The following is a 25,396-nucleotide window of genomic DNA, read 5'->3' as shown; positions in this document are numbered from 1 at the left end:
AATGATTGTATTATTATATGGTGATTTAGGTACTGGTAAAACAACTTTCACAAAAGGTTTCATCAGGAGTCTTTTAAAAGATGATTCATTATCAGTAACTTCACCAACTTTTGCTTTAGTTAAAGTATATGATAATGATTATAAAATATATCATGCGGATTTATATAGACTTTCTGATCCAGAAGAAATTCCATATGTTGGTCTTTTTGAGGATTCAGAAGGTATATATTTAATAGAATGGCCAGAGAGATTAGCTTATTACATTCCAGACGAATATTTAGAAATAAAATTATATTATAATAATGAAGATATGACAAAAAGAGATATAAATATTGAAGCTATTGGTGAAAAATATAAAATTTTCGAGGAGGCTTTAAAATGAAAATAGGTATTTTAGGATTACCTTTAACAGGAAAAACTACAATTTTTTCTCTTTTAACTAATAAACCATATGATGGTAGTTACAAACAAGATGCTGAAGAAAGAGTAGCAAATGTTATGGATGAAAGGCTTGAAAAATTAACTGCTATGTATAATCCAAAGAAAACAGTTCATGCTACTTTAAATTTTATCGATATTCCAAGTTATAATACTTCTGCAGATAGAAAAGAAAAAAATAGAATATTACAAATGATACAAACTGTTGACGCTATAATTTTAGTAATAAGAGCTTTTAAAAATGATTCAGTTCCTTTCCCAGAAGGTGCTGAAATGCCAACAGATCAGTTAGACACTTTAAAAACTGAGCTTATTATAAGAGATTTAGAGGTTGTAGAAAATAGATTAACAAGACTCATAGAACAAAACAAAAAGAAAAAACCAACAAAAGAAGAGGAAAGACAGGTAAAAGTTTTAGAAGAAATAAAACCTGTTTTAGAAGAAGGAAAATTTGCTTCAACTATTGAAATTAGCGATGAAGATAAAAAGTTAATTAGCTCCTTATCTCTATTTACACTAAAACCTATTATAGTTGTTGTAAATGTAGATGAAGATCAATTAATGGACGAAACCTACCCTGAAAAAGATACTTTATTGAAATCATGTGCAGATGAAAATTTTGCATATATAGAAATTTGTGGTAAAACTGAAGCTGATTTAGTAGAACTTGATGAAGAAGAAAGAAAAGAATTTATGGATGAATTAGGAATAGAAAGACCTGGTATAGATAGATTATCTAAAACTGTTTATGATCATTTAGGGTTAATAACTTTCTTTACTGTTGGTGAAGATGAAGTAAGAGCTTGGACAATTAATAAAGGAACTACAATGAAAAAAGCTGCAGGTAAAATACATACAGATTTAGAAAAAGGATTTGTAAAAGCTGAAGTTATGCATTATGATGATCTAATTAAATTAGGTTCAGAAGAAGAGGTTAAAAAGGCTGGATTATGGAGATTAGCCGGAAAAGAAGAAATTGTTAAAGATGGAGATATTTTAACTATAAGAGCAAATGCATAGGAGGAAAAGATGAGAAAACCTTTATACGAAGTAAAAGATTTTGATTATAATTTACCCGAAGAATATATAGCTCAAAAACCGGTTGAACCAAGGGATTCATCTAAATTAATGGTTTTAAATAGAAAAAATAAAAATATTGAACATAAAATTTTTAGAGATATTATTGGCTATTTGCATTCTGGTGATTTATTAGTTGTTAATAATACCAAAGTAATTCCTGCGAGATTATATGGGCAAAAAACAACAGGAGCTAAAGTAGAAGTTTTATTATTAGAAAAAACTCATGAAGAAAATACCTGGAAAAGTTTGGTAAAACCAGGTTCTAAATTAAAAACTGGAGCAGAAATTAAGTTTTCAGATAATTTATTTGCTAAAATAGTTCAACACAATAACGATGGTTCAAGGATAATAAAATTCTTTTCAAATTCTGATGTTTGGGAAGAAATAGAAAGAATAGGTAATATGCCTTTACCACCTTATATAAAAAATTATAATGGCCCAAAAGAAAGATATCAAACCACTTATGCTAAAGTTCAAGGTGCTGTAGCTGCACCAACTGCGGGTCTTCATTTTACAAAAGAGTTAATTGACAATATTAAAAATAAAGGAATTGAATTTGCTGAAGTTACTCTTCATGTGGGTTTAGGAACTTTCAGACCTGTAAAGGTAGATAATATTGAAGAACATGAAATGCATGAGGAATATTATGAAGTTCCAGAAAAAACAATTACAAAAATAAGAGAATATAAAAATAATAATGGAAGAATTATCAGCGTTGGAACCACAGTAGTTAGAACTTTAGAAACTATCGCCAATTTACCAGAACAAAATTCTTATATGGGATCAACAAATATTTTTATATATCCACCCTATGAATTTAAATTGATAGATGCATTGATTACTAACTTTCATCTACCAAAATCCACTCTATTAATGTTAGTCGCAGCTTTTGGCGGATATGACTTTATTATGAATGCTTATAAAATTGCTGTTCAAGAAAATTATAGATTTTTTTCTTTTGGAGATTCTATGTTCATATACTAATTACTCATTTAAGGGGTGGGATAAATGAATAAAAAAACTATTGGGATTATATATATGTTATTAACTATAGTTTTTTGGGGTATTTCGTTTGTTGCAACTAAGATAATTGTACAAAATGTCCCACCAATGACTGCAGCTTTTCTTAGATTCTTTTTTTCTACTGCTGTATTATTAATTTTTGTTCGTAAAGATGTTAAATACACAAAAAAAGAACTTTTATATGTAATGTTGTCAGGTTTTTTTGGAGTAACTGCATATTTTCTATTTGAAAACAGTGCTTTACAATATACAACTCCCACAAATGGTTCATTAATTATATCAGCTACACCAGTTTTGTATTTATTATTTTCAGACATTTTAAATAAATCATTTTCCAATAAAATCAGATATTTAGGAACATTACTTGCTTTTTCAGGAGTAACAATTATTGTTCTTAACGGTAGATTTGTTTTAAAATTAAATCCGCTCGGAGATATTCTTATGTTTGGTGCAGCATTCTCGTGGATTTTTTATACAATTTTTATTGAAAAATTACATCATCATAATAATCTAATTATTACTAAGGATTTAAATTTTTATGGAATGTTATTCTTTTTACCATTTGTTTTTTTTGAATTAAAAGGTAATGGGACATGTCCTATATTTCAATTATGGTTTCAACCAAAGGTTATAGTTGCTTTTGTTTTTCTCAGTGTATTTTGTACAGCTTTAGGATATGTGTGGTGGAATAAAGCAATAAGACTTGCTGGTGCAAAAACAACAACAAATGGGATCTTTTTTATACCTATAGTTACTGTTATTTCAGATGCTATAATTTTAAAAAATATTCCCAATTTATATACTATTTTAGGAGTTATTTTAGTTTTATTGGGAAATTATATAGCCGAAATAAAGGATTAAAAATAGAATAATAAGAGGCTTGAGGTTAAACCTCAAGCCTTTTGTTTATATCTACGTTGAATATTTCTTTGTTCGAATAAATTTTCAATTCTTTTTTTGCTCTAGTAATAGCAACATATAACAAATTAATTTCATCTATAATATATTGATGTTTAAAATGCAAATTTTCTCCATTCATAAGACCTTCTATATACTTTTTATAATCATCATTAAATTCTTTTATTCTTTTATATTTCTCTTTTTTTAATAAGTCTAAAATATTTTGAAAATCATGACAAATTACAACTTTATCCCATTCTAATCCTTTACTTGTATGAGCGGTTGTAAGATATATATTACTTTTAGACTTTTTACTATATTTTTCCTCAATCTTTTTCAATAAATCAAACAATCTTTCTTTATATTCTTCTGCAATATTAATAGCAGATATTAACTCAAAATCTTCAAAATCTTCCGCATAATCTCTTAAGCTTTCTAAAGAATTAAAATTCAACAACCACTTTTCATTAATGTATTTTTTATACTTCTCATTTTTTAAATATTGCATAAAATAATAAATATTTATAGGTAGGTTAAATATTTCTTTAGGGCTTCTAATAAGTTGAATATCAAAAGTATTAAGATTTTCCATTAATTTTATAAGCGTTGCATTTGTTCGAGTAATAAAACATATATCTCTAATCTCTTTCTTATTAAAATTTTTAAAAGGTGTTATTTCTTTATCTTCACATTTGAACTTATTTAAAATATTATTAGCTTTCTCAGCAATATTTTTTGAAAACCTGAATGATTTAGTTAAATAAGCTACATCAGCCTTTATTTCTGATTTAATTTTATACATTGCATTTACTGAACCCCTAAAAGAGTATATTTGCTGATGAGGATCACCTACTATTATTTTTTTACCTTTTAATTTTTTAAAAATATCCAGAACAACTTCATTGGTATCTTGAGCTTCATCTAAAAGTACATAATCAAAGTTTATATATTTAGAATATTTTTCTATATTTATTTGAAAGTATTTTAAATATACACTATGTGTAATCGGAATTTTACCATTTAAAAAAAGTTCCCATAATTTCAATAATTTATTTTTAACATATTCTTTTTGATCTTGAATAAATCTAAGTTTAGAATTTGAATTTAATATTTTCTCTACTGTTTCGTTGGAAATATTATTATAATATCCATTACAAAAATCATTAAATGCTGTCCTTATATAATCCGCAATATAAATATCAATATTTATTAATTTAGAGATTTCAGATGTATTCAATTCTTTACCTAATTTCACTATATTCAAATCATTTTTAACAAATTTATACGCAAGTCCATGAGTAGTTAATACTTTTATATTATTTAATTTAGCTTTTTTTATTTTTTCTTCTATTTCTAATTTTACTGATTTATTAAAGGCCAAAAATAAGAAACTGTTTTTCTTTAATGCATAAGCAATACTTAATAATGTTGTTGACTTCCCTGTCCCAGCAAAAGCATTTATTATCAAATTATTATTTTTTGCTTTTTTTATTATATCAATCTGTTCTTCAGTTAATTTAATATATCTTTCTTTTTTTTCATTAAATTCAATATTTTCTTTAAATTTTATATTTTTAATTTCATCAATATATGAGGTATAATAATCGATTTTTAATTCATTTTTCTTCTTTTTTTTCTTATTTGAAAATGTCCATCCGCAATTCCAACCCTTTTTCACATCATCTTTCATTATTTCTCCACATTTAGGACATTTTTTCCTTAAGAAAAAAGAATCGCAATTGGGGCATACTTTTTCTGAGTTATCTACTATTTCATCACAATTAGGACATATTTTAATACCTTCTAGCAATATTTACACCTACTTTATGATTAACATTTTCCTATAAAATCTAACACATCTTCATCAAATTTTTTAATAGATAAAGTTAATTTTCCTATCCTTTTTATTGTATCTTCCACATTTTTAGCTGCAATACCATTTCCACAAGGAACATTAACATTATTTAAAGCTAATTCTGCACTTTGTAATGCAACAAATGTTCCTGTCCCAGCCTTTAATGCGCATCCTTTTTTTGCTCCATCACATGTTAAGCCAAATAATGTTGATAATACATTGTTGACTGCATTTTTTATTTGCTCATTATTACCATCTTTTAAATATACTATACCTCCTGCTGCACCTGCAGAAGCTATTGATCCAGCGCCACATATAGGTGTTAATAACCCTGTATAGGATTTAACATATATCGTAATAAGCATACTTAATAGTATTGCTTCTTTTACTTTTTTAGGTTCAAAATTCTCACCTAATTTTATTATAGGTAATGTACAGGATAAACCTTGATTTCCACTTCCTGCAACAGTCATAACTGGTAAAAGTGCGCCGCTCATTCTCGCATCAACAGCTGCTTGAACAATATTTACTGGTTCATATTTCAATATCGTTCCAAAATTTCCCTGAGTGTTTAATCCCGCATTAGCAATTTCAGTATTCATTTTTATAGCTTTTTCTATTAATTCTAAAACCTCTTCATCAGCTTTTTTTACATATTCAATTAATTCATCAAATGTATATTTTTTGATATTTTCTAATAACGCACCACTTTTTTCAAAAGGTTTATCTAAAATTGGAACGCCATCAGATTCTATATGAACAATATTATCATGTTTCCCTTCAATTATTACTTTAACTACATTTCCCCCTTCCATTGTACAATTCACTTTTAATCCAGAATAATTTTTATCAACATTCACATTAATTTTCCCAAGATATTTATGAGCATTATCAATACATTTTTGATCAACATATTTTAATACTTCTAATCCTAATTCTGCTTCACCACATGTAAATGATAAAGCTGCAGCGATTTCTAAACCAATAAAAGGAGTTCCTGGTATATTTACTTCAAGTCCATTTTTATACGTATTTTTATCTAAAATAATACTAGCTTTTTTCAATTCTCCTTTTAAATGCTTTTTCCCAGTAGCAACTGCTAAAGCTACAGCGATTGGTTCTGTACAACCATATGCTGGTTTTACTTGATCAAAAATAATTTCTTTTAACATTTTTATTCCCCCTGTCAATAAGATGTTTGAGACTCTACATTTGTAATATCTATTATAGGAGCTAATCCCACCATCATTAGCCCTAAAATTTTTAGCACATTAAAAGGTTCATGCATGAATACACCTGATAATATAGAAGCAAAAACTAATTCTAAAGGCATTAATAATGATAATGTATGTGATTGAAGTTTTTTTAAAGCTATGAAATTTAAAGTTAAAGGCACAAAAGTTGCCAATACTGCTAATATAAAGCCAGATAAAAGAAACTTACTACTCAATGAATTTACTTCATTATTTCTTATGATAAAAATAAAATAATAAATAAAAGTTCCAGTAAATGTATAAAATGCATTTTCAAATGGATTTGAGTTTTTTTCTTTTATATATTCACTTACAGAAACTATAAAAACAGCGTTTACAAAAGCACTAAATAAAATTATTAATGTACCAAACATCATACTTTTATTATTTTCAAAAGCTCTTTCACCAATGTTTGCTATAACAACACCAACAAAAGAAAGAGCAACCGCTGAAGCATTAATAATATTAAGTTTCTTTTTAGTTGTTTTTGTTTGTAGAATTGAAACAAAAATCGGATTTGTAAAGTAAATTACAGTAGCATATGCTGGATTTAAATATTGTAAACCAACAAAAAAGGCATAAGCAGCTATTCCATAATTTATTATACCTAATATAGAAAATAATAGAAATTTTTTAAAATGAAATTTATAACCAGCAAATATAAAAATCATACCTGATATTATAAAAGAAAAAAGAAATCTCAAAAATAAGATTTGAGATACTGTTGCTCCTATATTAAAAGAATATTTGCCTAATACTGAAGTTACAGAGGAAGAAAATGCAGATAAAACAGCTAATAGATAATGCAATTTAATCACTCCAAAAATTTTTTTGTTCTTGTTTATTATATAATTTTTTTGTTTTTTTTTCAATACAAAACAACACAAAAAATATTGATGTTTTCAATAATAAAAAACTCTTCCTTTTCAGGAAGAGTTTGATTAATTTTTATAATGGATATTTAAAACCCCTCTATAATTTTATCTGCAAATTCAATTGCAGATAAAGATTTTGATGAATCTGAAGAAATATCAGGAGTAGTATAACCATTTTTTATAGTAGTTTCAATAGAATTTTTTATTAATTCAGCAGCTTCAGTATAGCCAATGTATTCTAACATCATTACTCCGGATAAAATAAGGGAAGTTGGATTAGCCATTTCAGGATTTTTAATTCCAGGTGCTGTTCCATGTGTTGGTTCAAATAAAGCTATTTCATCCCCAATATTTGCCCCCGGAACTATACCTATTCCACCAATTTGAGCTGCAGCAGCGTCTGATAAATAATCACCATTCAAATTTGGAGTAATTAAAATATCAAAATTCAATGGATTTAATAATAGCTGCTGAAACATATTATCAGCTATTATATCATTTATCATTATATTATTATTTTCTAATTGTTCTTTGAATTCATCAACTACTTCGTAACACCACTTTCTAAAATTACCTTCAGTATATTTCATTATATTACCTTTATGTACTATTGTTATTTTCTTTTTATTATTTTCTAATGCATATTTTATTGCTTTTCTCATAAGTCTCTTTGTTTTAAACTCACTTATAGGCTTTATACCAATTGAAGCTTTACTTAAATTTGTTCCAAATTTTTCATTTAATATTTTTATTAATTCATTTGATTCATTAGAATTCTCTTCCCATTCAATACCAGCATATACATCTTCTGTATTTTCACGGAAGATTATAATATCAACATTTTCTGGATTTTTAACTGGTGCTTTAATTCCAGGTATATATTTAACAGGTCTTATACATGCATATAAATCCAATTTTTGTCTCATTGCTACGTTTAAACTTCTATAGCCACTACCTATTGGCGTTTCAAGTGGACCTTTTATTCCTATTTTATAATCTTTTAATAAATCTAGTGTTTCTTTTGGTAAAAGAGTTCCAAATTTTTTAAGAGCTTTTTTACCTGCATATGCTTCTCTCCAGACAATTTTTTTCTTTCCAGAATATATATAATCAATAGCTGTATTCCACACTTTCATAGCAGCTTTCATAATGTATGGACCAATTCCATCACCTTCTATATATAAAATTTTTATTTCATCCATTTTTTCACCACCTATTATCATAGTATTACAAGATTATCAGCATGAATAAATTCTTCATAATCATAATTACCCAATTTTTGAATTTCCGCACTTTTTTTACCTATTATATTTTTACTTTCTAAATATGAATAATTAGAAATACCTTTTGCTATTAGTTTATTTCCATAATATATATTTACAGCATCGCCTTTTAAAAATTTTCCTTCTACCTTTTCAATACCTATTGATAATAAACTTTTCCTTTTTAATATTGCTTCTTTAGCTCCTTCATTTATGTATATTTTCCCTTTACTATGAGATAAATAAGCAATCCAGGCTTTTTTATTTTTCATTTTTTTATTTGGTAAGAATATCGTTCCGGGATTTTCTCCATATATAAATTTTTCAATATTTTCTAGATATTTTCCATTACATATACATGTTTTTACTCCTGAATTTGATGCCATTTTTCCTGCTTCTATTTTGGAATTAATTCCTCCTGTTCCAAAGGAAGTTTTTTTTATTTTTAATAGTTCTTCTTTCTCATTGTAATTTTTTATTATATTTCCGTTTTTATCATAAATTCCATCAACTGAAGACAATATTATTAATCCATCTGCACCCCAACCAATAGAAAAATAAGCAGATAACATATCATTATCACCAAATTTGATTTCTTCTACAGATATTGTGTCATTTTCATTTATTATTGGAATTATATTAAATTGGTTTAACCCTATTAATGTATTTTTCAAATTTAAAAATCGATCTCTATATGAGAAATCATCCTTTGTTAATAAGATTTGAGCTATTTTTTTATTATAAAAATCGAATGCTTGCTCATATATTTTCATTAACTGTACCTGCCCAATTGCGCACAATGCTTGTTTTTGAGCTAAACTTTTTATAGGATTTAAATTCAAATATTTTAATCCTGCAGCGTTTGCACCAGAAGAAACTATAACAACTTTTTTGTTGTTATCTATTAAATTTGATATTATAGAACTCAATTTTATTATAAATTTTTTATTTATTTCCTTTTCTTTAACGAGTAAATTACTTCCTATTTTAATAACTATTTTTTCCATTTTAGTCCCTCACATTATAATTACCTTGAATTATATATTTATAGGTAGTTAATTCTTTTAACCCAACTGGACCTCGAGCATGCATTTTTTGAGTACTTATACCCATTTCCGCTCCCATTCCAAACTCACCACCATCTGTAAATCTTGTTGATGCATTAATATATACTGCTGCAGAATCTATTTCATTAACAAATTTCATTGCATTTAAATAATTTTCTGTTAATATAGATTCTGAATGACCTGTTGAATATTTTTTTATATGATTAATAGCTTCATTTACATCTTCAACAATCTTTATCGAAAGAATTAAATCGAGATACTCCGTAGCCCAATCTTCTTCTGTAGCTTTTTTTACATCCACTATTTTTAGAACTTTTTCGCATCCTCTAATTTCCACACCTTTTTCCTCTAATCTTATTTTTAGATCCGAAAGTATTTTATCAGCTATATTTTTATGTATTAACACAGTTTCTACTGTATTGCATGTGCCCGGTCTTTGTGTTTTTGCATTATCTATGATATCTATTGATTTCATTAAATCTGCACTTTCATCTACAAATATATGACATATTCCAACTCCAGTCTCTAAAACTGGAACAGTGGAATTTTTTACTACAAAATCAATTAATCCTTTACCGCCTCTTGGAATTATTAAATCAATATATTCATTTAATTTAAGCATTTCATTTACTAATTCTCTATTGGTGTTTTCTATTAATTCGATAGAGTTTATAGGTATTTCAGAATTTTCCAATCCTTCTTTTATAGCTTTTACTATAGCTTTATTAGAATTTATTGCATCCGAACCTCCCCTTAATAATACTGAATTTCCAGATTTTAAGGCTAATATTGTTGCTTCTAAAGTAACATTCGGTCTCGATTCATATATTATACCTATTACACCTAAAGGAACTCTTACTTTACTTATTCTCAACCCATCTTCTCTTAAGAATGAATCGAACATTTCACCCACTGGATCTTTTAAATTTACAACTGTTTTACAAGCTTCTATCATCCCTTTAATTCTTTTCTCATTTAAAGCTAATCTATCTATTAATGATTTTTTTATTCCTTTTTTTTCTGCTATTTCTACATCTTTTTTATTTTCTAATAATATGTATTCTTCATTTTTTTCTATAGATTTTGCTATTTCTAATATAGCTCTGTTTTTTTGTTTTGCATTTAATGTTTTTAAAATATTAGAACTTTCTTTCAATTTTTTTGCCTTAATAATTAATTCACTCATCCTTATCACCTCATAATTCCTTATTTTTTAAATATGATTCATATACAGCCTTCATAATTGCACCCTTAGTTCCTTTTTGTTCTAATTCGTATAATCCCTTAATTGTAACACCTGCAGGAGATGATACTTTATATTTTAATTCTGATAATTCTATATTTTCTTTTTCAAGAAATTTTATTGTACCCTCAAATGTTTTTAAAACAATTTCTTTAGCAGTATCTGCATGTAAACCTATATTTATAGCCCCTTCTATAAAACTTTCAAGTATGAATGCTACAAACGCAGGGCCGCTGCTGTTCAATATTGTAAACGCATCAAATTTTTCCTCTTCCAACTCCAATACTTTCCCAAGTGGTTTCAATAATTCTATAATTTCTTTTTTTTCATCTCTTATAATAGTTTCATGAAAAGCTATCGCTGTAACCCCTTTACCTATTTTAGAAATTACTGTTGGCATTATTCTAACTACATTATTTTTTTTTGATTTTTCAGATATTTCATTTATTTCTTTACCTGCTGCAGTACTAATAATATAATTTCCGTCTTCTTCTAATTCTGATATTTCTTTAAATACTTCATCAATATGTTGAGGTTTTACTGATACAAATATATACTTTGAATTCTTATACACATCTTTTATTGATTTGCATATTTTTATATTTTCTATTTTTTCGTATTTTTTTAATTTTGATCTAGTTCTATTTATTATATGAAAAGTATGTTCTTCATTTTGTAAAGTTTCTAACAACATACTACCAATATTTCCTACACCTATAATTCCTATATTCATATTCTCACACTCCATAATTTCCATATTTTTTTATATATTCATCTATACCACCAATTTCAAGTATTTTATTTATAAATTTTGGAAAAGGTATGAATTTATATTCTTTGTTTTGAGTTAGATTATTTATTATTCCTTTTTCTGTATCAACTTTTATTATGTCTCCTTCTTTTATTTCATCCACCTCTTTTATCTCTATTACTGGTAATCCTATATTTATAGAATTTCTATAAAATATTCTTGCAAATGATTTCGCTATTACACATGAAATTCCTGCTACTTTAATTATTCTAGGTGCATGCTCTCTTGATGAACCTAATCCAAAATTTTTCCCTCCTACTATAATGTCACCATGCTCCACTTTTTGAGAAAAATCTTCTCGAGCATCTTCTAACACATGTTTTGCTAATTCAGGAAGATTTGATCTTAAATGAAAATATCTTCCAGGTGCAATATGATCAGTTGATATATTATCTCCAAATTTCCATACTTTTCCCTCAAAAGTCATTACAACACCTCCCTTGGATCAGTTATAACACCAGTTATGGCAGAAATCGCAGCTGTTGCTGGTGAGGATAAATAAATTTCAGATTTAGGATTTCCAGCTCTTCCATGAAAATTTCTATTTTGCGTTGACAATAATTTTTCACCATCTGATGGAATACCAGCATGAACTCCTACACAAGGGCCACAACCAGGCGGAAGTACTGTAGCACCAGCTTTGATAAATATTTCTATTAACCCTTCTTTTAAAGCTTGAAGGTATATATTTTTTGAAGCAGGTGCAATAATCAATCTTATATCATCTGATTTTTTCCTATTTTCTAAAATGTTTGCAGCAATTCTTAAATCTTCAATTCTTCCGTTTGTACATGTTCCAATGTAAACTTGATCAATTTTTACACCTACAGCATCTTTTATATTTCTTGTATTATCAACTGTATGTGGAAAAGCTACTTGAGGCTCTATTTTAGATACATCTATTTCTATGATTTTCTCATAATTAGCATCTTCATCTGGATAAATCTCTTTATAATCGTCACCTCTTCCTTGTAATTCTAAATATTCTTTCGTTTTTTCATCTGTGGAAAATAATCCGACTTTTGCTCCTGCTTCAACAGCCATATTTGAAATTGTCAATCTAGATTCCATGCTTAAATTTTTTACAGTTTCTCCAGTAAATTCCAATGCTTTATAAGTGGCTCCATCTGCTCCAATTAATCCTATTAAATAAAGTATAATATCTTTGGCATAAACTCCCTTTTGTAAATCTCCATTTAATACTATTTTAAATGTTTCTGGAACTTTAAACCATACTTTTCCCAATCCATAAGCCAATGCTATATCTGTTGATCCCATACCAGTGGCAAAAGCTCCTAATGCACCTGCTGTACAGGAATGAGAATCTGCCCCAATAACAATATCCCCGGGTTTTGCATAATTTTCTGCTACTATTTGATGAGATATTCCCTCTCCAATATCAAATATTCCAGCTGAAGTTTTTTTACAAAAATTTCTTAACTTACTATGAGTATTTGATAACTCTTTTCTTGGGCTGGGTGAAGCATGATCTATGAAAACTAATGATTTTGTTTTAACATCATCAAAATTTAAATATTCAAATTGATCAACTGTTAAAGGTCCCGTACCATCTTGAACAAATGCCAAATCTACATCAACAATTATTATTTCTCCAGGAATTACATCTTCTTTTGCATGAGCACTTAATATTTTTTCTGCTATTGTTTTACCCATTTTATCAACTCCTTTTATATTCTTTATATTTAAAATTTTTAGGACCATTATAAATAGATCGAGGTCTGAAAATTCTATTATTTTTACAATATTCCATAGAATGAGCTGTCCAACCTATAATTCTTGCCATTGCAAAAATTGTTGTAAAAAATTCTTTAGGAATATTAAAAAAGTTATATAAAATGCCAGAATAAAAATCTACATTAGGATATATTTTTCTATTTTCAAATTTTTTTAATACATACTCTTCTACCTTTAAAGCTATTTCAAAATATTCAACATTTTCTTTTAAGAATAATTCTTTAATCCATTCTTTCAATACTTTTGCTCTAGGATCATATGTTTTATATATTCTATGACCAAATCCCATAATCTTATTTTTATTTTCTATTAAAGCATTAATATATGATTCAACATTATCTACAGATTTTATTTCTTCAAACATTTTCAATACTCTTTCATTTGCACCACCGTGTAATGGACCTTTTAAAGTACCAATTGCAGTAGTAATTATTGAATATGTATCTGTTAATGTTGAAGCTGTGACAGTTGATGCGAATGTAGAAGCATTCATACCTTGTTCAGCGTGTAATATTAATGTTTTATCAAATAATTCAGAATATTGAGATATTTCTCCAAACATCATATATAAAAAATTTTCTGAATGTTTCAAATCTTCTCTCGGATGAATAATTGGCATATTATTTTTTATTCTATACCAATAAGCTATTACTGTTGGTATTTTTGCAGTTAAATTAATAGCATCTTCTAGCGTAGAATTATTTTCTCCAGAATACATCCCTAATATTGAAACTACACTTCTTAAAACTTCCATAGGATGTGAATTTTTAGGAAATAACCTCATAATATTAATTATCTTTTCTGGTAATTCTCTTTTTTTAGATAACATAGAAACTATAAAATCTAATTCATTTTCATTCGGCAAAGAACCAAACCAAATCAAATATGCTGTTTCTTCAAAATTAGAATTTTTAATCAAGTCTTCAATACTAAATCCTCTATAAACCAATTCACCTTTTTTACCATCAACATAAGATATAGAGCTAATAGCAACTGCAACTCCTTCGAGTCCATGTTTTACATCAAAGTCCACATCCATAGTTTCACCTCCTCTTAAATATAAAAAAGGCCACACTTAAAAGTGTGGCCTTTGATTTATCACCTTAGGTATATAATAATAAATAAACTATATACCGAACTTAAGGTGCCGCAAAGGCCACACCTTGGGTTCGGGTTGATTATTTAATGTATTATTTAAATTTAAAAATGTATTGTATATTTTCATAATATCTTCCTCCATAAAATCACTTAAACTTTAAGTTATTTTAGCATAAAAATTATTAAATGTCAAGTTTTTTATTACAAAAATATTATGGTAATATTTTTGTAAAATAGCGGAAATTATTTCCAATCATAGTCAATCATCCATTTTTGCTTTAACTGTTCTAATGTACCATCTGTTTTTAAACATTCTATTACCGTATTTAACCATAATAATAAATCCAAATCGCTTTTTTTTACTGCAATACCCAAATTTTCTTTAGTTAGTAATTGTTGAACCATTTTTATCAAATTATATTTTTTTACTAAGGTACCATAGTAAAGATCATCAAAAACCATAGCATCTGCTTTTTTAGTTATTATTTGATATGCTGCTGCATCCACTGTTTCAAAAGTCAATATTTGAGCATTCTGAAAATTTTTTCTTGCTGCTATTTCTCCTGTTGAACCTAATTGAACAGCTATTTTAGCCTTCTTTCCCATATTTTTTATATCATTTATTGTAAGACCATTAGGGTATTTTTTAGAATTATACATTAACGCTTGTCCTGTTTGATAGTATGAATCAGTAAAATTCACTTTCAACGCTCTTTCAGGTGTTATAGTCATAGCAGCGAGAATTATGTCAAATTTATTGCTCATTAAAGCTGGTATTATACCATCCCAATTTGTAATAACAAATTTTACTTTAACTCCTAATAGTTCTCCTATTAAATTTGCCAACTCAACATCATGACCTATTCTATTTCCTTTTTCATCAATAGCGTAAAATGGTGCATATGCTGGATCTTGTCCAATTAATAAAACTCCACGTTTTTGAATTTCTTCAATTTTACCGCCAAAAATAACAACAACAGAAACAATCATAATCAATACAACTAATAACTTTTTCATAATATCTACCTCCTAATAAATTTTAATAAAAAAAGACCACACTAAAAATACTAGTGTGGCCTTAGTTTCCTTGAGCATGAAAACTCAAGGTGTAAGTCTAAGACCACACCTCATATGATGATGTAATAAATTTATCATTAAATAATATAATGTATATACAAAAAAGAAAAATATGTTAATTATTTTCATGCTATTCACCTACGCTATTTCATATTTTAATTCTGTTTTAAAAAAAGTCTCTGGATCCATATTTTCTAAGATTTTTCCGTCTTTCATAAATATTATTCTGTCTCCTGCTTTTTTAGCAAAATCAACTTCATGTGTAACTACAATCATTGTTTTTCCCATTTCAGATAATTCAACCATTGTCTCTTTTACTTCATATACTAAACTGGGATCTAATGCAGAAGTTGGTTCATCAAATAAAATAATTTCTGGATCCATAGCTAATGCTCTTGCAATTCCTGCTCTTTGTTGTTGCCCACCAGATAGCTGTGATGGATAATTATATGCTTTATCTCTTAAATGAACTTTATCTAAAACCTCTAAAGCTTTTTCATATGCTTTATCTTTTTTTATTTTTTTTGTTCTAATTAAACCCAAAGATATGTTATCGATTATTTTTAAATGCGGAAAAAGATTATGTTGTTGAAAAACAAATCCTATTTTTTGAACCAAAGTTTTTCTTGAATAATCATAAATATTTTTTTCTTCTAAAGCAATTATTCCTTTTTGGTACTCTTCTAAACCAGCTATACATCTTAATAATGTTGATTTACCAGACCCAGATGGTCCCATTATTACTAATACTTCTCCTTTTACAACTTTAAGATTTACTCCCTTTAAAACTTCAAGCTTTCCAAAACTTTTTTCTAAATCTTTTATTTCAATCATACTATCGCAAACCTCCTCTCAAAATATTTTCCTAATAATTGCAATAATGCAGTTATTGTAAAATAAAATGCCGCTACTGTAATATATGATTCAAATGAAGCAAAGGAAGAGGTGGCAATCTGTCTTCCTACCATAGTCAATTCCTGTAATGCTATTACAGATGCAAGAGAACTATCTTTTACTAAACTAATAAATTGTCCTGTTAATGCTGGTAATGTTGTTCTAAAAGCTTGCGGTAATAACACATCTGTATATAGATAAAATGTATTTAATCCTATAGTTTTTGCTGCTTCTACTTGCCCCTTAGATACAGCTTCTATACCACCTCGAATAATTTCAGATACATATGCTCCTTCAAACAAAGATAATGATATTATTGCACCAACCATTGCGCTTATTTCTATCATTGATCCTATTCCATAATAAATAATTAATATAATGACTAATAATGGTATATTCCTAAAAATTGTTGTATATGTATTCGCAAATTCTTTTAAAATTTCATACTTAGATGTTTTCATAACGCCAAAGACGATTCCTATAATCATTGCAAAAAATATTGAAAATACTGATATTTTTAAAGTCATATAAAAACCGTTTAAATACAGACTCATATATTTAAAAGGGACTTTTTGCCAATTAAATGGATATGTTTTTGACATTTCAATATAAAAAACAGCTAAAATAACTATTAATAGAGCATAAGCTATGAATTTTTGTATGTAATTTCTGTTCAACTTATTCACCCCAATCGTAATCTACCATCCATTTTTGTTTTAATTGATCTAATGTTCCATCTGTTTTTTTACATTCTATAAATGTATTTATCCATAATAATAAATCCAAATTTTCTTTTTTTACAGCTATACCTAATTTTTCTTTGTTCAATAGTTTTCCAATAGTTTTTATTGATGAGTATTTTTTGGAAATTGATCCATAATATAATTCATCAAAAACCAAGACATCTGCTTTTTTAGTTATTATTTGATATGCTGCAGCATCTACTGTTTCAAAAGTCAATACCTGTGCTTCAGGAAAAAATTTTCTTGCAGCAAATTCACCAGTAGTTCCTAATTGAACAGATATTTTAGCATTTTTACCCATTTTTTTGAGTTCTTCTATAGTGATACCATTAGGATATTTCTGCGTATTGTAAAATATTGTTTGTCCAGTTTCATAATAAGCCGTTGAAAAATTAACTTTTATAGCTCTTTCAGGAGTTATTGTCATACCAGCTAAAACAAAATCAAATTTATCAGCTAATAATGCAGGTATTATGCCATCCCAATTTGTAATAACAAATTTTAATTTAACACCTAAAACTTCTGCCATCATTTTAGCTAAATCAACCTCATAACCTATTCTTTCACCTTTAGTATTTACACCATAAAATGGTGCATATGCTGGATCTTGACCAACTAATAATACTCCACGTTTTTGAATTTCCTCAATTTTACCACCAAAAATGACAACAACAGAAACAACCATAATCAATACAACCAATAACTTTTTCATAATATCTACCTCCTAATAAAATTTTAATAAAAAAAGGCCACACTTTTTTAAGTGTGGCCTTAGGATTCCTTGAGTAAGAACGAACACTCAAGGTGTCAGCCTGAGGCCACACCTTGAATGATGTCTTAATATTATATTTGAGTTAATATTATTAATAATTGATAAATAATTCTTTTTCATAATTTCTCCTCCAGAATTTTTTTCTTATTATAACATAAATATTTTTCCATGTCAACGTATTTCTTAAATTTAATATTTTATTAATCATTTGGTAAATTTGTTTTTATCGATTAAAAATGATATAATTTCAATAGAGTAAAAATTACAAGGGGGTGCTTTAATGATATCAAAAGTTATGGAAGAAGCTTTAAATAAGCAAATAAATGAAGAAATGTTCTCTGCTTATTTGTATTTATCAATGGCTGCTTATTTTGAAGAAAAGGGTTTAAAAGGATTTGCAAATTGGATGAAAGTCCAATATCAAGAAGAAACTTTTCATGCTATGAAAATGTATGATTATTTACTATCAAGAGGTGGTAGTATTAAGCTTTATGCTATAGCGGAACCACAAAAAGAGTGGAATTCGCCTTTAGAAGTTTTCAAAGCTACTTTAGAACATGAAAGGCATATTACTAAATGTATAAATGATTTAATTGATATCGCAGAAAAAGAAAAAGATAGAGCAACATTTAATTTCTTACAATGGTATATTGATGAACAAGTAGAAGAAGAAGCTAACGATGAAGAAATTATACATAAACTCGAATTAATAAAAGACAATCCAAATGCTCTATTTATGATCGATAGAGAATTGGCATCAAGAGTTTTTAACGAACCAACAACAAAAGAGTAAAAATTAATAAAAGCATCTGTGTTTAACAGATGCTTTTATTTAGGCTATTTATAAAACATTTTATAAAAATAATATGAATAAATACTTTAACTCCCCAAACTTTCGCTTCGCGAATAATTAAATATTATAAATAAAAATACTTTGTGTTTAAATTAAGTTTATCTACAATTTGTAATAGAAACATCTGTGTTTTAATAAGTGTTTTTATTATTGTGTATATTTTTCTAAATAGGATGGTATACCATTATTTTTAATAATGTTAGAATAAATTTTCCCGCTAGATCTAATATGCTTTTTTAAATTTTCATAATCAAATTCATATAATCCATATTTTGCAGAAAATCCATTTTCCCATTCAAAAAGATCAAATATTGTTTTATGATGAAAACCAAAAATTTTAATGCTTTTTTCTAAAGCCTTATGAATATTCGTTAGTGTTTTTATTAGAAATGTTGATCTATATATATCATTTTCATCTGCTATTCCAGTAGATAATATTAAAACTGGTTTATCATAATGTTTTATCTTAAATAAATAATTTAATATTTCATCAGGATTAATATTTTTACCAATATCATCTTTTTGTACTGGTTTAGAAGAATCAAAATCATAGTTTCCATCATATGAAAAAGATATAAAATCTAAATATTTTAAAAGATTATATTTATTTATTTCAATTCCATCATATGAAATATTTTTTGTTAATGACACTTTAGCGTATTTATTTCTTTTTTTTATTTCAACATATGATTCTTTATGTATTGTGTAAATTAATTCTATATATTTTTTGAAATCTATTTTCATATTTTCTGGTTTAGGAAAAGTTTTTTCTTCTACAATTTTATATATATATTTATCAGGTTCAAAAAATGTTATATAATAATCTACAATATCTCCTATATAATCTAATATAGTATTTAAAAACTCTAAAAAAAAGGTAATATTTTCTTCTTTAAAGAATCCTCCTTTTTCTTCAAACCATATTGGAACGGTATAATAATTTAATATTATTATAGGTTCTATATTATTTTTTTTCAAAAATAATATAAATCTCTTATAACTTTCTAATTTTTTATAATTAATAAAATTTAATTCTGGATATACTTTAGCCCATTCAATAGAAAAAGATAAAGAATTAAATTTTAATTCTTTAGATAAGTTAATAATCTCATTAAATAAATTAACATTTTTCCCATCCAAAAATGATAGATTAGATCCATCTTTTATGTGTCCTTTACTCTGCCAAACATCCCAATTAGTTTTATTATTTACTTTTTCTATTTGATAAGATGAAAATGTCCCCCCCCAATAAAAACCTTCTGGAAATGTTATATTTTTTTCCATAATATTCCCCCTAAAACTTAGGCTTTTCTCTCATTGTTTTTATACTAATTTTTTCCAATAATCTTAAAAATTTTGTAAATACTCTTTCTTTTTTTGATATTGGATTTACTTTAATTGTATAAAAACCACTTTTATTACCAGCAATTATATCTGTAAATAATTGATCACCTATTAACGCAATATGTGATGATTTAATTCCAAACTCTTTAATTCTTTTTTTTATTCTAAAGGCAAAAGGTTTTAATGAGTACCCCATAACCTTAATATCATACTTTTTCAATTGTTTTTTTACAGAATCAAATCTATATTCCTTACCATTTGATGCTATCATTATTTTGAAATCTTTTGATAAATTTTCAAAAAGTTCTAATACTTTATTAGGTAATTTTTCTGTTCGCCATGTTGTTAAAGTATTATCAAAATCAAATATTAGTAATTTATAACCATTATTTTTTAATTTTTCATAATCTATATCAAATACAGAATCTACAAATTCATTCGGTACTGCTAGATCCATTACTCTAAAAAACCAACCTAATGTATAAAAAAAGATAAAATAAGTAATTTTTGATATTAATGCAACTGTTTTTTTATAAAAAGCATCAATTTCATAGGTGTATGGATTAACTAAAATTGTATATAAATTATTTTTATTACCTACTAAGATATCAGTAAAAAATAGATCTCCAATTAAAACTGTTTTTTCTGGTGTAGAATTGGTATCTTTTAACACTTTTTTTAACTTTTTAGACAGTGGTTTTTTCATCTTCCAATAAATTTTTACTTTACCATTAGTTTTCTCTTTTACATTATTAATTCTCTTTTCAGGGCCATTAGATACAACCGCTATTTTAAATCCCATATCAATAAGTTTATTAAATAAATTAACAGTTCTTTCATCTATTTGCTGCTTCCAAGGTGCTAAAGTAAAATCATAATCAAATAAAATAGTAGTAAATCCTAACTTTTTTAATTTTTCATAATTAATATCAAATATAGTAGAATGATATTCATATGGAATTGGAATATACTTATAATAATTTTTTCTAGACCTCGCCATTGTTTGGCTCAACCTTTACTACCTCCAAATCAGTCACTTCTTTTAATGAGTTTATTAACTTCAATGAATCGTCTAATGTATCTTTTGGACATATTATTTTCATTAGGTTATTTTCAATAACATTTCTTACATTCATCAAATTATCAACTGATTCCAATAAATACGTTATGAGATGAATATCCTTTCTTCTTACTTTTACATATACATCATATTCTAATATTTCTTGTTGCATCAAATCACCCTTCCTAACAAAAGTATTTTTAATATATTTTACATTATATTTCTTAAATATTTTTTACAAAAGTTCAGCAGCTTTAGTCGCTAATTCTGATCTTTCACCTTTAAGAAGATATACATGCGCAGACAATTCTGAATCTTTAAATTTTGTTGAAACATATGTTAGTCCATTTGATGAAAAACCCAAATAAGGATTATCTATTTGAAATGGATCTCCAGTTAATATTATTTTTGTATTTTCGCCAACTCTTGTAATTATCGTTTTTATTTCATGTGGAGTTAAATTTTGAGCTTCATCTATTATCATATATTGTTCCGGAATTGATCTCCCTCTAATATAAGATAAAACTTCTATTTCTAAAATTTCTCTTTTTTCCAAATATTCATCTGGTTTTTTCCCTTTTCCTTGAAATAAATATTCCAAGTTATCATAAATAGGTTGTAACCACGGTTTCATTTTTTCAGCTATTGACCCTGGCAAAAATCCTATATCTTTACCAACCGGAACTACTGGTTTAGATACTAATAATTTTTTATATTTTTTTTCTTCCAATACTTTATTCAGCCCAACTGCTAATGCTAATAATGTTTTTCCGGTTCCTGCACTCCCTACAAGAGTAACAAGTGGTATTTCATCATTTAATAATGCATCAAATGCAAATATTTGTTCTCTGTTTCTAGGATTAATGCCAAAAACTTCTGTAAAATAAGATACATCTAATTTAACTAATGATTTTTCTTTTTTTGAATACCTATAATAATTTCCATCATTTAAATCAAAATATGTATTAGGTGAAGGTTCTTTCTCTAAATTAAGCATATTAAAATTAATTTTTTCCTTTTCAATTAACTTTTTATCTGTTTTTAAATCAAAGAAACCCGGAAAATAATTTTCATATTCAACCCTATCTGTTAAATAATCTTGTGCAGTTATTCCAGCTGCTTCAGCTTTTATTCTTAAATTCAAGTCTTTAGTAACAAGAAAAGTCGGATTTTTACTTTCTTTTTTTAAATGCAAAGCATATAGCAAAATCCAATCATCCATTTTTCTTCCTAAATATTGGGGTATTTTTATTCCATTTGCTTCTAATATCATAATTCGCAAGATACCACCATTCTCTAATTTTATTCCTCTTCTTAAATTACCTTTTTTTCTTAGATTATCTAGTATTCTATTAACTTCACGAGCAGCTGCACCTGTTCTTTCTCCACGAGTCTTCAGATTATCTATCTCCTCAATAACAGGAAACGGAATTATTACATTATTGTCCTGAAAATTAAAAACGGCTTTTGGATCATGAATTAAAACATTTGTATCAAGAACAAAATTTTTAATCATACTATCCCCTCCATTTTTTTATGAAATCACCTAAACTTCTTAAACCAAACCTATTCATAAAAATTAAAAATAATTTAGCTGTCATTAATGCATCTTCATATGCTCTATGAGATTTTCCGACGTATATATTAAATTTTTTTGATAAATATTCTAAAGAATATGGCCCTTTTTCTAATAAAGCTTTTGCCATTTCTAAAGTATCTATATAATAATTATCCATTGGCAATATACCACTCTCTTTTGCTGCTACATCTAGAAATTTCATATCCATTTTTGCATTATGTGAAACAAGAATTGTATTTGAAATATATTCTTTGAATTTTGGAAAAATCTCTAATATTGTTGGTGCATTTTCTATATCGTTATTGTTTAGTTTGTGAAATTGTGATCCTTCCACCGGAATTTTAATTTTAGGATTAATTAATGTGTGAAATTCATACTTTCTTTTTATTTTTCCATTAAATATTGGAATTGCTGCAATTTCAATTATTCTATCTCCTAAATCTGGTTTTAAGCCCGTAGTTTCCAAATCAAAAGAAACAAAAACTTGTGTATCTATTTTAAACATCATATATACCTCCTATAATTAGTATAGCATAATTTTTTAAAACATGCAATTTCAGTTTCAAAAAGTTATTAATTTGAATAACATTATGTTAAAAACTTTTTATTATGAATTTTTTTTGGTATAATAATACAGTGAAATTCCGCTCTTAATAAGGGCCAAAAATGTCCGAGGAGGTGTAGTATGAAAAAGAGGATTTATGAAGTTATGTTTATTGTTTCACCAGAATTATCTGAAGAAGCAAGAAACAGCGAAGTAGAAAAAGTAAAAAGCTGGGTTGATGAAAAAGTTGGTGGAGAAATCCAACATTGGGAAAGATGGGGCATGAAAAAATTAGCATACAGAACTCATCAAGGTTATACTGAAGGAGATTACACATGGGGTATCTTTAAAGCAGACCCTGATAAGGTTAATTTATTAGATGGATTATTCAGAATTAATAGCCAAAACACTTTCAGATGGCAAGTTTTTAGAAGAGAAGATTTAGAAAAAGCTGAAAAAAATAAAGAAAAGAAAACTGCCGAAAATCAAGAAGTTGTTGTAGAAGAACCCGTAAACACTGAAGAATGATAGGGATGAAATTATGAGTTATTCATTCAATAGAGTTATTTTAGTTGGTAGATTGACAAGAGATCCTGAAGTTAGGATGACAACATCTGGAGATAAGGTTGCTAATTTCACTTTGGCCGTAGATAGACCAAACTGGAACAATGATTATAATGGTCAAAAAACAGATTTTATTAGAATAGTTGTTTTCGGAAAAAAGGCTGAGTTTGCTGAAAATTATCTTAAAAAAGGCGTTTTAATACTTGTTGAAGGTGCTTTAAGAATTAATAGTTGGAGAGATCAAAATAATAATTACAAAGAACGTGCAGAAGTTTCAGCTACAAGTATTCAGTTTATGGAATCAAAATCAAGTAGAGATGCATATATAACAGATAATTTTGAAAATAATTCAAATATAGAAGTTATTGAACCGAGTATTAATGAAGTATCAGATGATCTGGATGATTTTTCAAATGATGATTTTCCACAATTTTTCCCAATTGATGATGAAAATCCAGATGATGATACTCCACCAAATTTCTAGGAGGTGAATTTTATGGCATATAACAGAAGACCAACAAGAAGAGTTAAAAAATGTAAACTATGTTCAATGAAAGTTGAATATATTGATTATAAAAATGTTGATTTATTAAAAGATTATATAAACGAAAAAGGAAAAATTATACCAAAAAGATTAAATGGAAATTGTTCTAAACACCAAAGAATGGTTAAAACTGCTATTAAAAGAGCAAGACAAATGGCTTTATTACCTTTTGTAAGCGAATAATTCAAAGGAGGCTTATGCCTCCTTTTTTTATTACTTTAATATTTATAAGTTAATTTTTAAAATTATTATGGTATACTTAAAATATAAAATTAAGATAACTAATTATGGAGGTCGAGAATATGAAAGTTATGCTTTTAAAAGATGTTGCAAAAGTTGGAAAAAAAGGAGAAATAGTTAAAGTTTCTGACGGTTATGGAAGAAACTATCTAATACCAAGAGGTTTAGCAATTGAAGCAAAAGAAGGAGAAATTAAACACGTTAAAAAAATTCAAGAAGTAAAATCAGAAGTAAAGCAACGAAGAAAAGAAAAAATGGAAAAACTTCTTAACCAATTGCAAGAAAGAGTTTATAAAATTAAAATAAAAAGTGGTGCCAATGGAAAATTATTTGGATCAATTACTGCAAACGATATTGCAAAAGTCATTAAAGAAAGTACTAATATTGATTTTGATAAACGTTGGTTTGCTGAAAAAGTCAATATAAAAGAAATAGGATTATATACCTTAACTGTAAAGCTTCCTGAAGGTATCAAAGGAGATATTAAATTAAGAGTTGAGCCTCTTGAATAATGGATGGTGA

The 25,396-nt window shown here is 26.8% G+C and carries 28 protein-coding genes; 9 read left to right on the top strand and 19 right to left on the bottom strand.

Annotated features, from left to right (window positions below; genetic code table 11):
* Position 1 precedes the first annotated feature (1 nt).
* The 4 genes from tsaE to ACZ5CK_RS04825 are packed head-to-tail and all read left to right on the top strand — an operon-like array spanning position 2 to position 3,402.
* Complete coding sequence (gene tsaE / locus ACZ5CK_RS04840) at positions 2-382, top strand: tRNA (adenosine(37)-N6)-threonylcarbamoyltransferase complex ATPase subunit type 1 TsaE (protein ID WP_464582772.1); 381 nt, start codon at positions 2-4, stop codon at positions 380-382.
* Positions 379-1,458: a redox-regulated ATPase YchF gene (gene ychF, locus ACZ5CK_RS04835; protein WP_464582771.1), complete on the top strand. Its 1,080-nt coding sequence runs from the start codon at positions 379-381 to the stop codon at positions 1,456-1,458. The genes tsaE and ychF overlap by 4 nt, the downstream gene beginning before the upstream one ends.
* A gap of 9 nt (positions 1,459-1,467) precedes the next feature.
* Positions 1,468-2,502, top strand: coding sequence for a tRNA preQ1(34) S-adenosylmethionine ribosyltransferase-isomerase QueA (gene queA / locus ACZ5CK_RS04830; RefSeq protein ID WP_464582770.1), 1,035 nt, complete (start codon positions 1,468-1,470; stop codon positions 2,500-2,502).
* A gap of 24 nt (positions 2,503-2,526) precedes the next feature.
* Positions 2,527-3,402 (top strand): DMT family transporter, encoded by an 876-nt coding sequence (locus tag ACZ5CK_RS04825; protein WP_464582769.1) that lies wholly within the window; start codon positions 2,527-2,529, stop codon positions 3,400-3,402.
* Between the two features lie 25 nt (positions 3,403-3,427).
* On the opposite strand, the gene ACZ5CK_RS04820 is transcribed toward ACZ5CK_RS04825, so the two are convergent.
* From ACZ5CK_RS04820 to ACZ5CK_RS04755, 14 genes are all read right to left on the bottom strand, one after another.
* Positions 3,428-5,251: a UvrD-helicase domain-containing protein gene (locus ACZ5CK_RS04820; RefSeq protein WP_464582768.1), complete on the bottom strand. Its 1,824-nt coding sequence runs from the start codon at positions 5,249-5,251 to the stop codon at positions 3,428-3,430.
* 20 nt (positions 5,252-5,271) lie between these two features.
* Positions 5,272-6,468, bottom strand: a complete 1,197-nt coding sequence (locus ACZ5CK_RS04815) for an L-cysteine desulfidase family protein (protein ID WP_464582767.1) — start codon at positions 6,466-6,468, stop codon at positions 5,272-5,274.
* Positions 6,469-6,482: 14 nt separating this feature from the next.
* Positions 6,483-7,358 (bottom strand): DMT family transporter, encoded by an 876-nt coding sequence (locus tag ACZ5CK_RS04810; protein WP_464582766.1) that lies wholly within the window; start codon positions 7,356-7,358, stop codon positions 6,483-6,485.
* Between the two features lie 152 nt (positions 7,359-7,510).
* Positions 7,511-8,626, bottom strand: a complete 1,116-nt coding sequence (locus tag ACZ5CK_RS04805) for an NADP-dependent isocitrate dehydrogenase (protein WP_464582765.1) — start codon at positions 8,624-8,626, stop codon at positions 7,511-7,513.
* Between the two features lie 17 nt (positions 8,627-8,643).
* The gene (proB, locus tag ACZ5CK_RS04800; protein WP_464582764.1) at positions 8,644-9,693 is read right to left on the bottom strand and encodes a glutamate 5-kinase; all 1,050 of its coding nucleotides are present in this window, start codon (positions 9,691-9,693) and stop codon (positions 8,644-8,646) included.
* Position 9,694: 1 nt separating this feature from the next.
* On the bottom strand, positions 9,695-10,939 hold the full coding sequence (locus ACZ5CK_RS04795; RefSeq protein ID WP_464582762.1) for a glutamate-5-semialdehyde dehydrogenase: 1,245 nt from the start codon (positions 10,937-10,939) through the stop codon (positions 9,695-9,697).
* Between the two features lie 10 nt (positions 10,940-10,949).
* On the bottom strand, positions 10,950-11,729 hold the full coding sequence (gene proC / locus ACZ5CK_RS04790; protein ID WP_464582761.1) for a pyrroline-5-carboxylate reductase: 780 nt from the start codon (positions 11,727-11,729) through the stop codon (positions 10,950-10,952).
* Between the two features lie 4 nt (positions 11,730-11,733).
* Positions 11,734-12,234, bottom strand: a complete 501-nt coding sequence (locus ACZ5CK_RS04785; RefSeq protein ID WP_464582760.1) for a 3-isopropylmalate dehydratase small subunit — start codon at positions 12,232-12,234, stop codon at positions 11,734-11,736.
* Positions 12,234-13,481, bottom strand: a complete 1,248-nt coding sequence (locus tag ACZ5CK_RS04780; protein WP_464582759.1) for a 3-isopropylmalate dehydratase large subunit — start codon at positions 13,479-13,481, stop codon at positions 12,234-12,236. Before ACZ5CK_RS04780 ends, ACZ5CK_RS04785 begins: the two co-directional genes overlap by 1 nt.
* Positions 13,482-13,485: 4 nt before the next feature.
* Positions 13,486-14,601: a citrate/2-methylcitrate synthase gene (locus tag ACZ5CK_RS04775; RefSeq protein ID WP_464582758.1), complete on the bottom strand. Its 1,116-nt coding sequence runs from the start codon at positions 14,599-14,601 to the stop codon at positions 13,486-13,488.
* A 302-nt stretch (positions 14,602-14,903) separates the two neighbouring features.
* Positions 14,904-15,677 (bottom strand): transporter substrate-binding domain-containing protein, encoded by a 774-nt coding sequence (locus ACZ5CK_RS04770; protein ID WP_464582757.1) that lies wholly within the window; start codon positions 15,675-15,677, stop codon positions 14,904-14,906.
* A gap of 198 nt (positions 15,678-15,875) precedes the next feature.
* Positions 15,876-16,571, bottom strand: a complete 696-nt coding sequence (locus ACZ5CK_RS04765; RefSeq protein ID WP_464582756.1) for an amino acid ABC transporter ATP-binding protein — start codon at positions 16,569-16,571, stop codon at positions 15,876-15,878.
* The gene (locus ACZ5CK_RS04760) at positions 16,568-17,308 is read right to left on the bottom strand and encodes an amino acid ABC transporter permease (RefSeq protein WP_464582755.1); all 741 of its coding nucleotides are present in this window, start codon (positions 17,306-17,308) and stop codon (positions 16,568-16,570) included. Before ACZ5CK_RS04760 ends, ACZ5CK_RS04765 begins: the two co-directional genes overlap by 4 nt.
* 1 nt (position 17,309) lies before the next feature.
* Positions 17,310-18,086 carry a transporter substrate-binding domain-containing protein gene (locus ACZ5CK_RS04755; protein ID WP_464582754.1) on the bottom strand — a complete coding sequence of 259 codons (777 nt, stop codon included), beginning with the start codon at positions 18,084-18,086 and terminating at the stop codon, positions 17,310-17,312.
* Between the two features lie 340 nt (positions 18,087-18,426).
* Here ACZ5CK_RS04755 and ACZ5CK_RS04750 point away from each other — a divergent pair, with 340 nt between their 5' ends.
* On the top strand, positions 18,427-18,939 hold the full coding sequence (locus ACZ5CK_RS04750; protein ID WP_464582753.1) for a ferritin: 513 nt from the start codon (positions 18,427-18,429) through the stop codon (positions 18,937-18,939).
* Between the two features lie 207 nt (positions 18,940-19,146).
* On the opposite strand, the gene ACZ5CK_RS04745 is transcribed toward ACZ5CK_RS04750, so the two are convergent.
* From ACZ5CK_RS04745 to ACZ5CK_RS04725, 5 genes are all read right to left on the bottom strand, one after another.
* The gene (locus tag ACZ5CK_RS04745) at positions 19,147-20,283 is read right to left on the bottom strand and encodes a family 1 glycosylhydrolase (RefSeq protein ID WP_464582752.1); all 1,137 of its coding nucleotides are present in this window, start codon (positions 20,281-20,283) and stop codon (positions 19,147-19,149) included.
* A 10-nt stretch (positions 20,284-20,293) separates the two neighbouring features.
* Positions 20,294-21,355, bottom strand: coding sequence for a YqeG family HAD IIIA-type phosphatase (locus ACZ5CK_RS04740; RefSeq protein ID WP_464582751.1), 1,062 nt, complete (start codon positions 21,353-21,355; stop codon positions 20,294-20,296).
* Complete coding sequence (locus ACZ5CK_RS04735) at positions 21,330-21,575, bottom strand: DUF4911 domain-containing protein (RefSeq protein WP_464582750.1); 246 nt, start codon at positions 21,573-21,575, stop codon at positions 21,330-21,332. The genes ACZ5CK_RS04740 and ACZ5CK_RS04735 overlap by 26 nt, the downstream gene beginning before the upstream one ends.
* Positions 21,576-21,638: 63 nt before the next feature.
* A complete protein-coding gene (locus tag ACZ5CK_RS04730; RefSeq protein ID WP_464582749.1) occupies positions 21,639-22,919 on the bottom strand; it encodes a PhoH family protein in 1,281 nt (426 codons plus the stop codon).
* Position 22,920: 1 nt separating this feature from the next.
* Positions 22,921-23,487 (bottom strand): 3'-5' exonuclease, encoded by a 567-nt coding sequence (locus ACZ5CK_RS04725; RefSeq protein WP_464582748.1) that lies wholly within the window; start codon positions 23,485-23,487, stop codon positions 22,921-22,923.
* A gap of 180 nt (positions 23,488-23,667) precedes the next feature.
* Between ACZ5CK_RS04725 and rpsF the strand changes: the two genes are divergently transcribed.
* The 4 genes from rpsF (at position 23,668) to rplI (ending at position 25,386) form a co-directional block, all read left to right on the top strand.
* Positions 23,668-24,054, top strand: a complete 387-nt coding sequence (gene rpsF, locus ACZ5CK_RS04720) for a 30S ribosomal protein S6 (RefSeq protein WP_464582747.1) — start codon at positions 23,668-23,670, stop codon at positions 24,052-24,054.
* A gap of 13 nt (positions 24,055-24,067) precedes the next feature.
* Positions 24,068-24,574, top strand: a complete 507-nt coding sequence (locus ACZ5CK_RS04715) for a single-stranded DNA-binding protein (protein WP_464582746.1) — start codon at positions 24,068-24,070, stop codon at positions 24,572-24,574.
* A gap of 12 nt (positions 24,575-24,586) precedes the next feature.
* Complete coding sequence (gene rpsR, locus ACZ5CK_RS04710; RefSeq protein ID WP_464582745.1) at positions 24,587-24,817, top strand: 30S ribosomal protein S18; 231 nt, start codon at positions 24,587-24,589, stop codon at positions 24,815-24,817.
* A gap of 119 nt (positions 24,818-24,936) precedes the next feature.
* On the top strand, positions 24,937-25,386 hold the full coding sequence (gene rplI, locus ACZ5CK_RS04705) for a 50S ribosomal protein L9 (protein ID WP_464582744.1): 450 nt from the start codon (positions 24,937-24,939) through the stop codon (positions 25,384-25,386).
* The last annotated feature ends 10 nt before the right edge of the window (positions 25,387-25,396 follow it).

This window comes from Marinitoga okinawensis (assembly GCF_055387075.1).
The sequence above is the reverse complement of the archived record's forward strand: the minus strand, read 5'-3'. Positions and strand labels throughout refer to the sequence as shown.

Coding starts and splice junctions, on each gene's coding strand:
- ACZ5CK_RS04725 (WP_464582748.1), bottom strand. CDS start 23,487: ATGTTTAAAATAGATACACAAGTTTTTGTTTCTTTTGATTTGGAAACT.
- proC (WP_464582761.1), bottom strand. CDS start 11,729: ATGAATATAGGAATTATAGGTGTAGGAAATATTGGTAGTATGTTGTTA.
- ACZ5CK_RS04775 (WP_464582758.1), bottom strand. CDS start 14,601: ATGGATGTGGACTTTGATGTAAAACATGGACTCGAAGGAGTTGCAGTT.
- ACZ5CK_RS04825 (WP_464582769.1), top strand. CDS start 2,527: ATGAATAAAAAAACTATTGGGATTATATATATGTTATTAACTATAGTT.
- rplI (WP_464582744.1), top strand. CDS start 24,937: ATGAAAGTTATGCTTTTAAAAGATGTTGCAAAAGTTGGAAAAAAAGGA.
- tsaE (WP_464582772.1), top strand. CDS start 2: ATGATTGTATTATTATATGGTGATTTAGGTACTGGTAAAACAACTTTC.
- rpsR (WP_464582745.1), top strand. CDS start 24,587: ATGGCATATAACAGAAGACCAACAAGAAGAGTTAAAAAATGTAAACTA.
- ACZ5CK_RS04755 (WP_464582754.1), bottom strand. CDS start 18,086: ATGAAAAAGTTATTGGTTGTATTGATTATGGTTGTTTCTGTTGTTGTC.
- ACZ5CK_RS04805 (WP_464582765.1), bottom strand. CDS start 8,626: ATGGATGAAATAAAAATTTTATATATAGAAGGTGATGGAATTGGTCCA.
- ACZ5CK_RS04715 (WP_464582746.1), top strand. CDS start 24,068: ATGAGTTATTCATTCAATAGAGTTATTTTAGTTGGTAGATTGACAAGA.
- proB (WP_464582764.1), bottom strand. CDS start 9,693: ATGGAAAAAATAGTTATTAAAATAGGAAGTAATTTACTCGTTAAAGAA.
- ACZ5CK_RS04795 (WP_464582762.1), bottom strand. CDS start 10,939: ATGAGTGAATTAATTATTAAGGCAAAAAAATTGAAAGAAAGTTCTAAT.
- ACZ5CK_RS04750 (WP_464582753.1), top strand. CDS start 18,427: ATGATATCAAAAGTTATGGAAGAAGCTTTAAATAAGCAAATAAATGAA.
- rpsF (WP_464582747.1), top strand. CDS start 23,668: ATGAAAAAGAGGATTTATGAAGTTATGTTTATTGTTTCACCAGAATTA.
- ychF (WP_464582771.1), top strand. CDS start 379: ATGAAAATAGGTATTTTAGGATTACCTTTAACAGGAAAAACTACAATT.
- ACZ5CK_RS04815 (WP_464582767.1), bottom strand. CDS start 6,468: ATGTTAAAAGAAATTATTTTTGATCAAGTAAAACCAGCATATGGTTGT.
- ACZ5CK_RS04770 (WP_464582757.1), bottom strand. CDS start 15,677: ATGAAAAAGTTATTAGTTGTATTGATTATGATTGTTTCTGTTGTTGTT.
- ACZ5CK_RS04745 (WP_464582752.1), bottom strand. CDS start 20,283: ATGGAAAAAAATATAACATTTCCAGAAGGTTTTTATTGGGGGGGGACA.
- ACZ5CK_RS04735 (WP_464582750.1), bottom strand. CDS start 21,575: ATGCAACAAGAAATATTAGAATATGATGTATATGTAAAAGTAAGAAGA.
- queA (WP_464582770.1), top strand. CDS start 1,468: ATGAGAAAACCTTTATACGAAGTAAAAGATTTTGATTATAATTTACCC.
- ACZ5CK_RS04730 (WP_464582749.1), bottom strand. CDS start 22,919: ATGATTAAAAATTTTGTTCTTGATACAAATGTTTTAATTCATGATCCA.
- ACZ5CK_RS04785 (WP_464582760.1), bottom strand. CDS start 12,234: ATGACTTTTGAGGGAAAAGTATGGAAATTTGGAGATAATATATCAACT.
- ACZ5CK_RS04780 (WP_464582759.1), bottom strand. CDS start 13,481: ATGGGTAAAACAATAGCAGAAAAAATATTAAGTGCTCATGCAAAAGAA.
- ACZ5CK_RS04765 (WP_464582756.1), bottom strand. CDS start 16,571: ATGATTGAAATAAAAGATTTAGAAAAAAGTTTTGGAAAGCTTGAAGTT.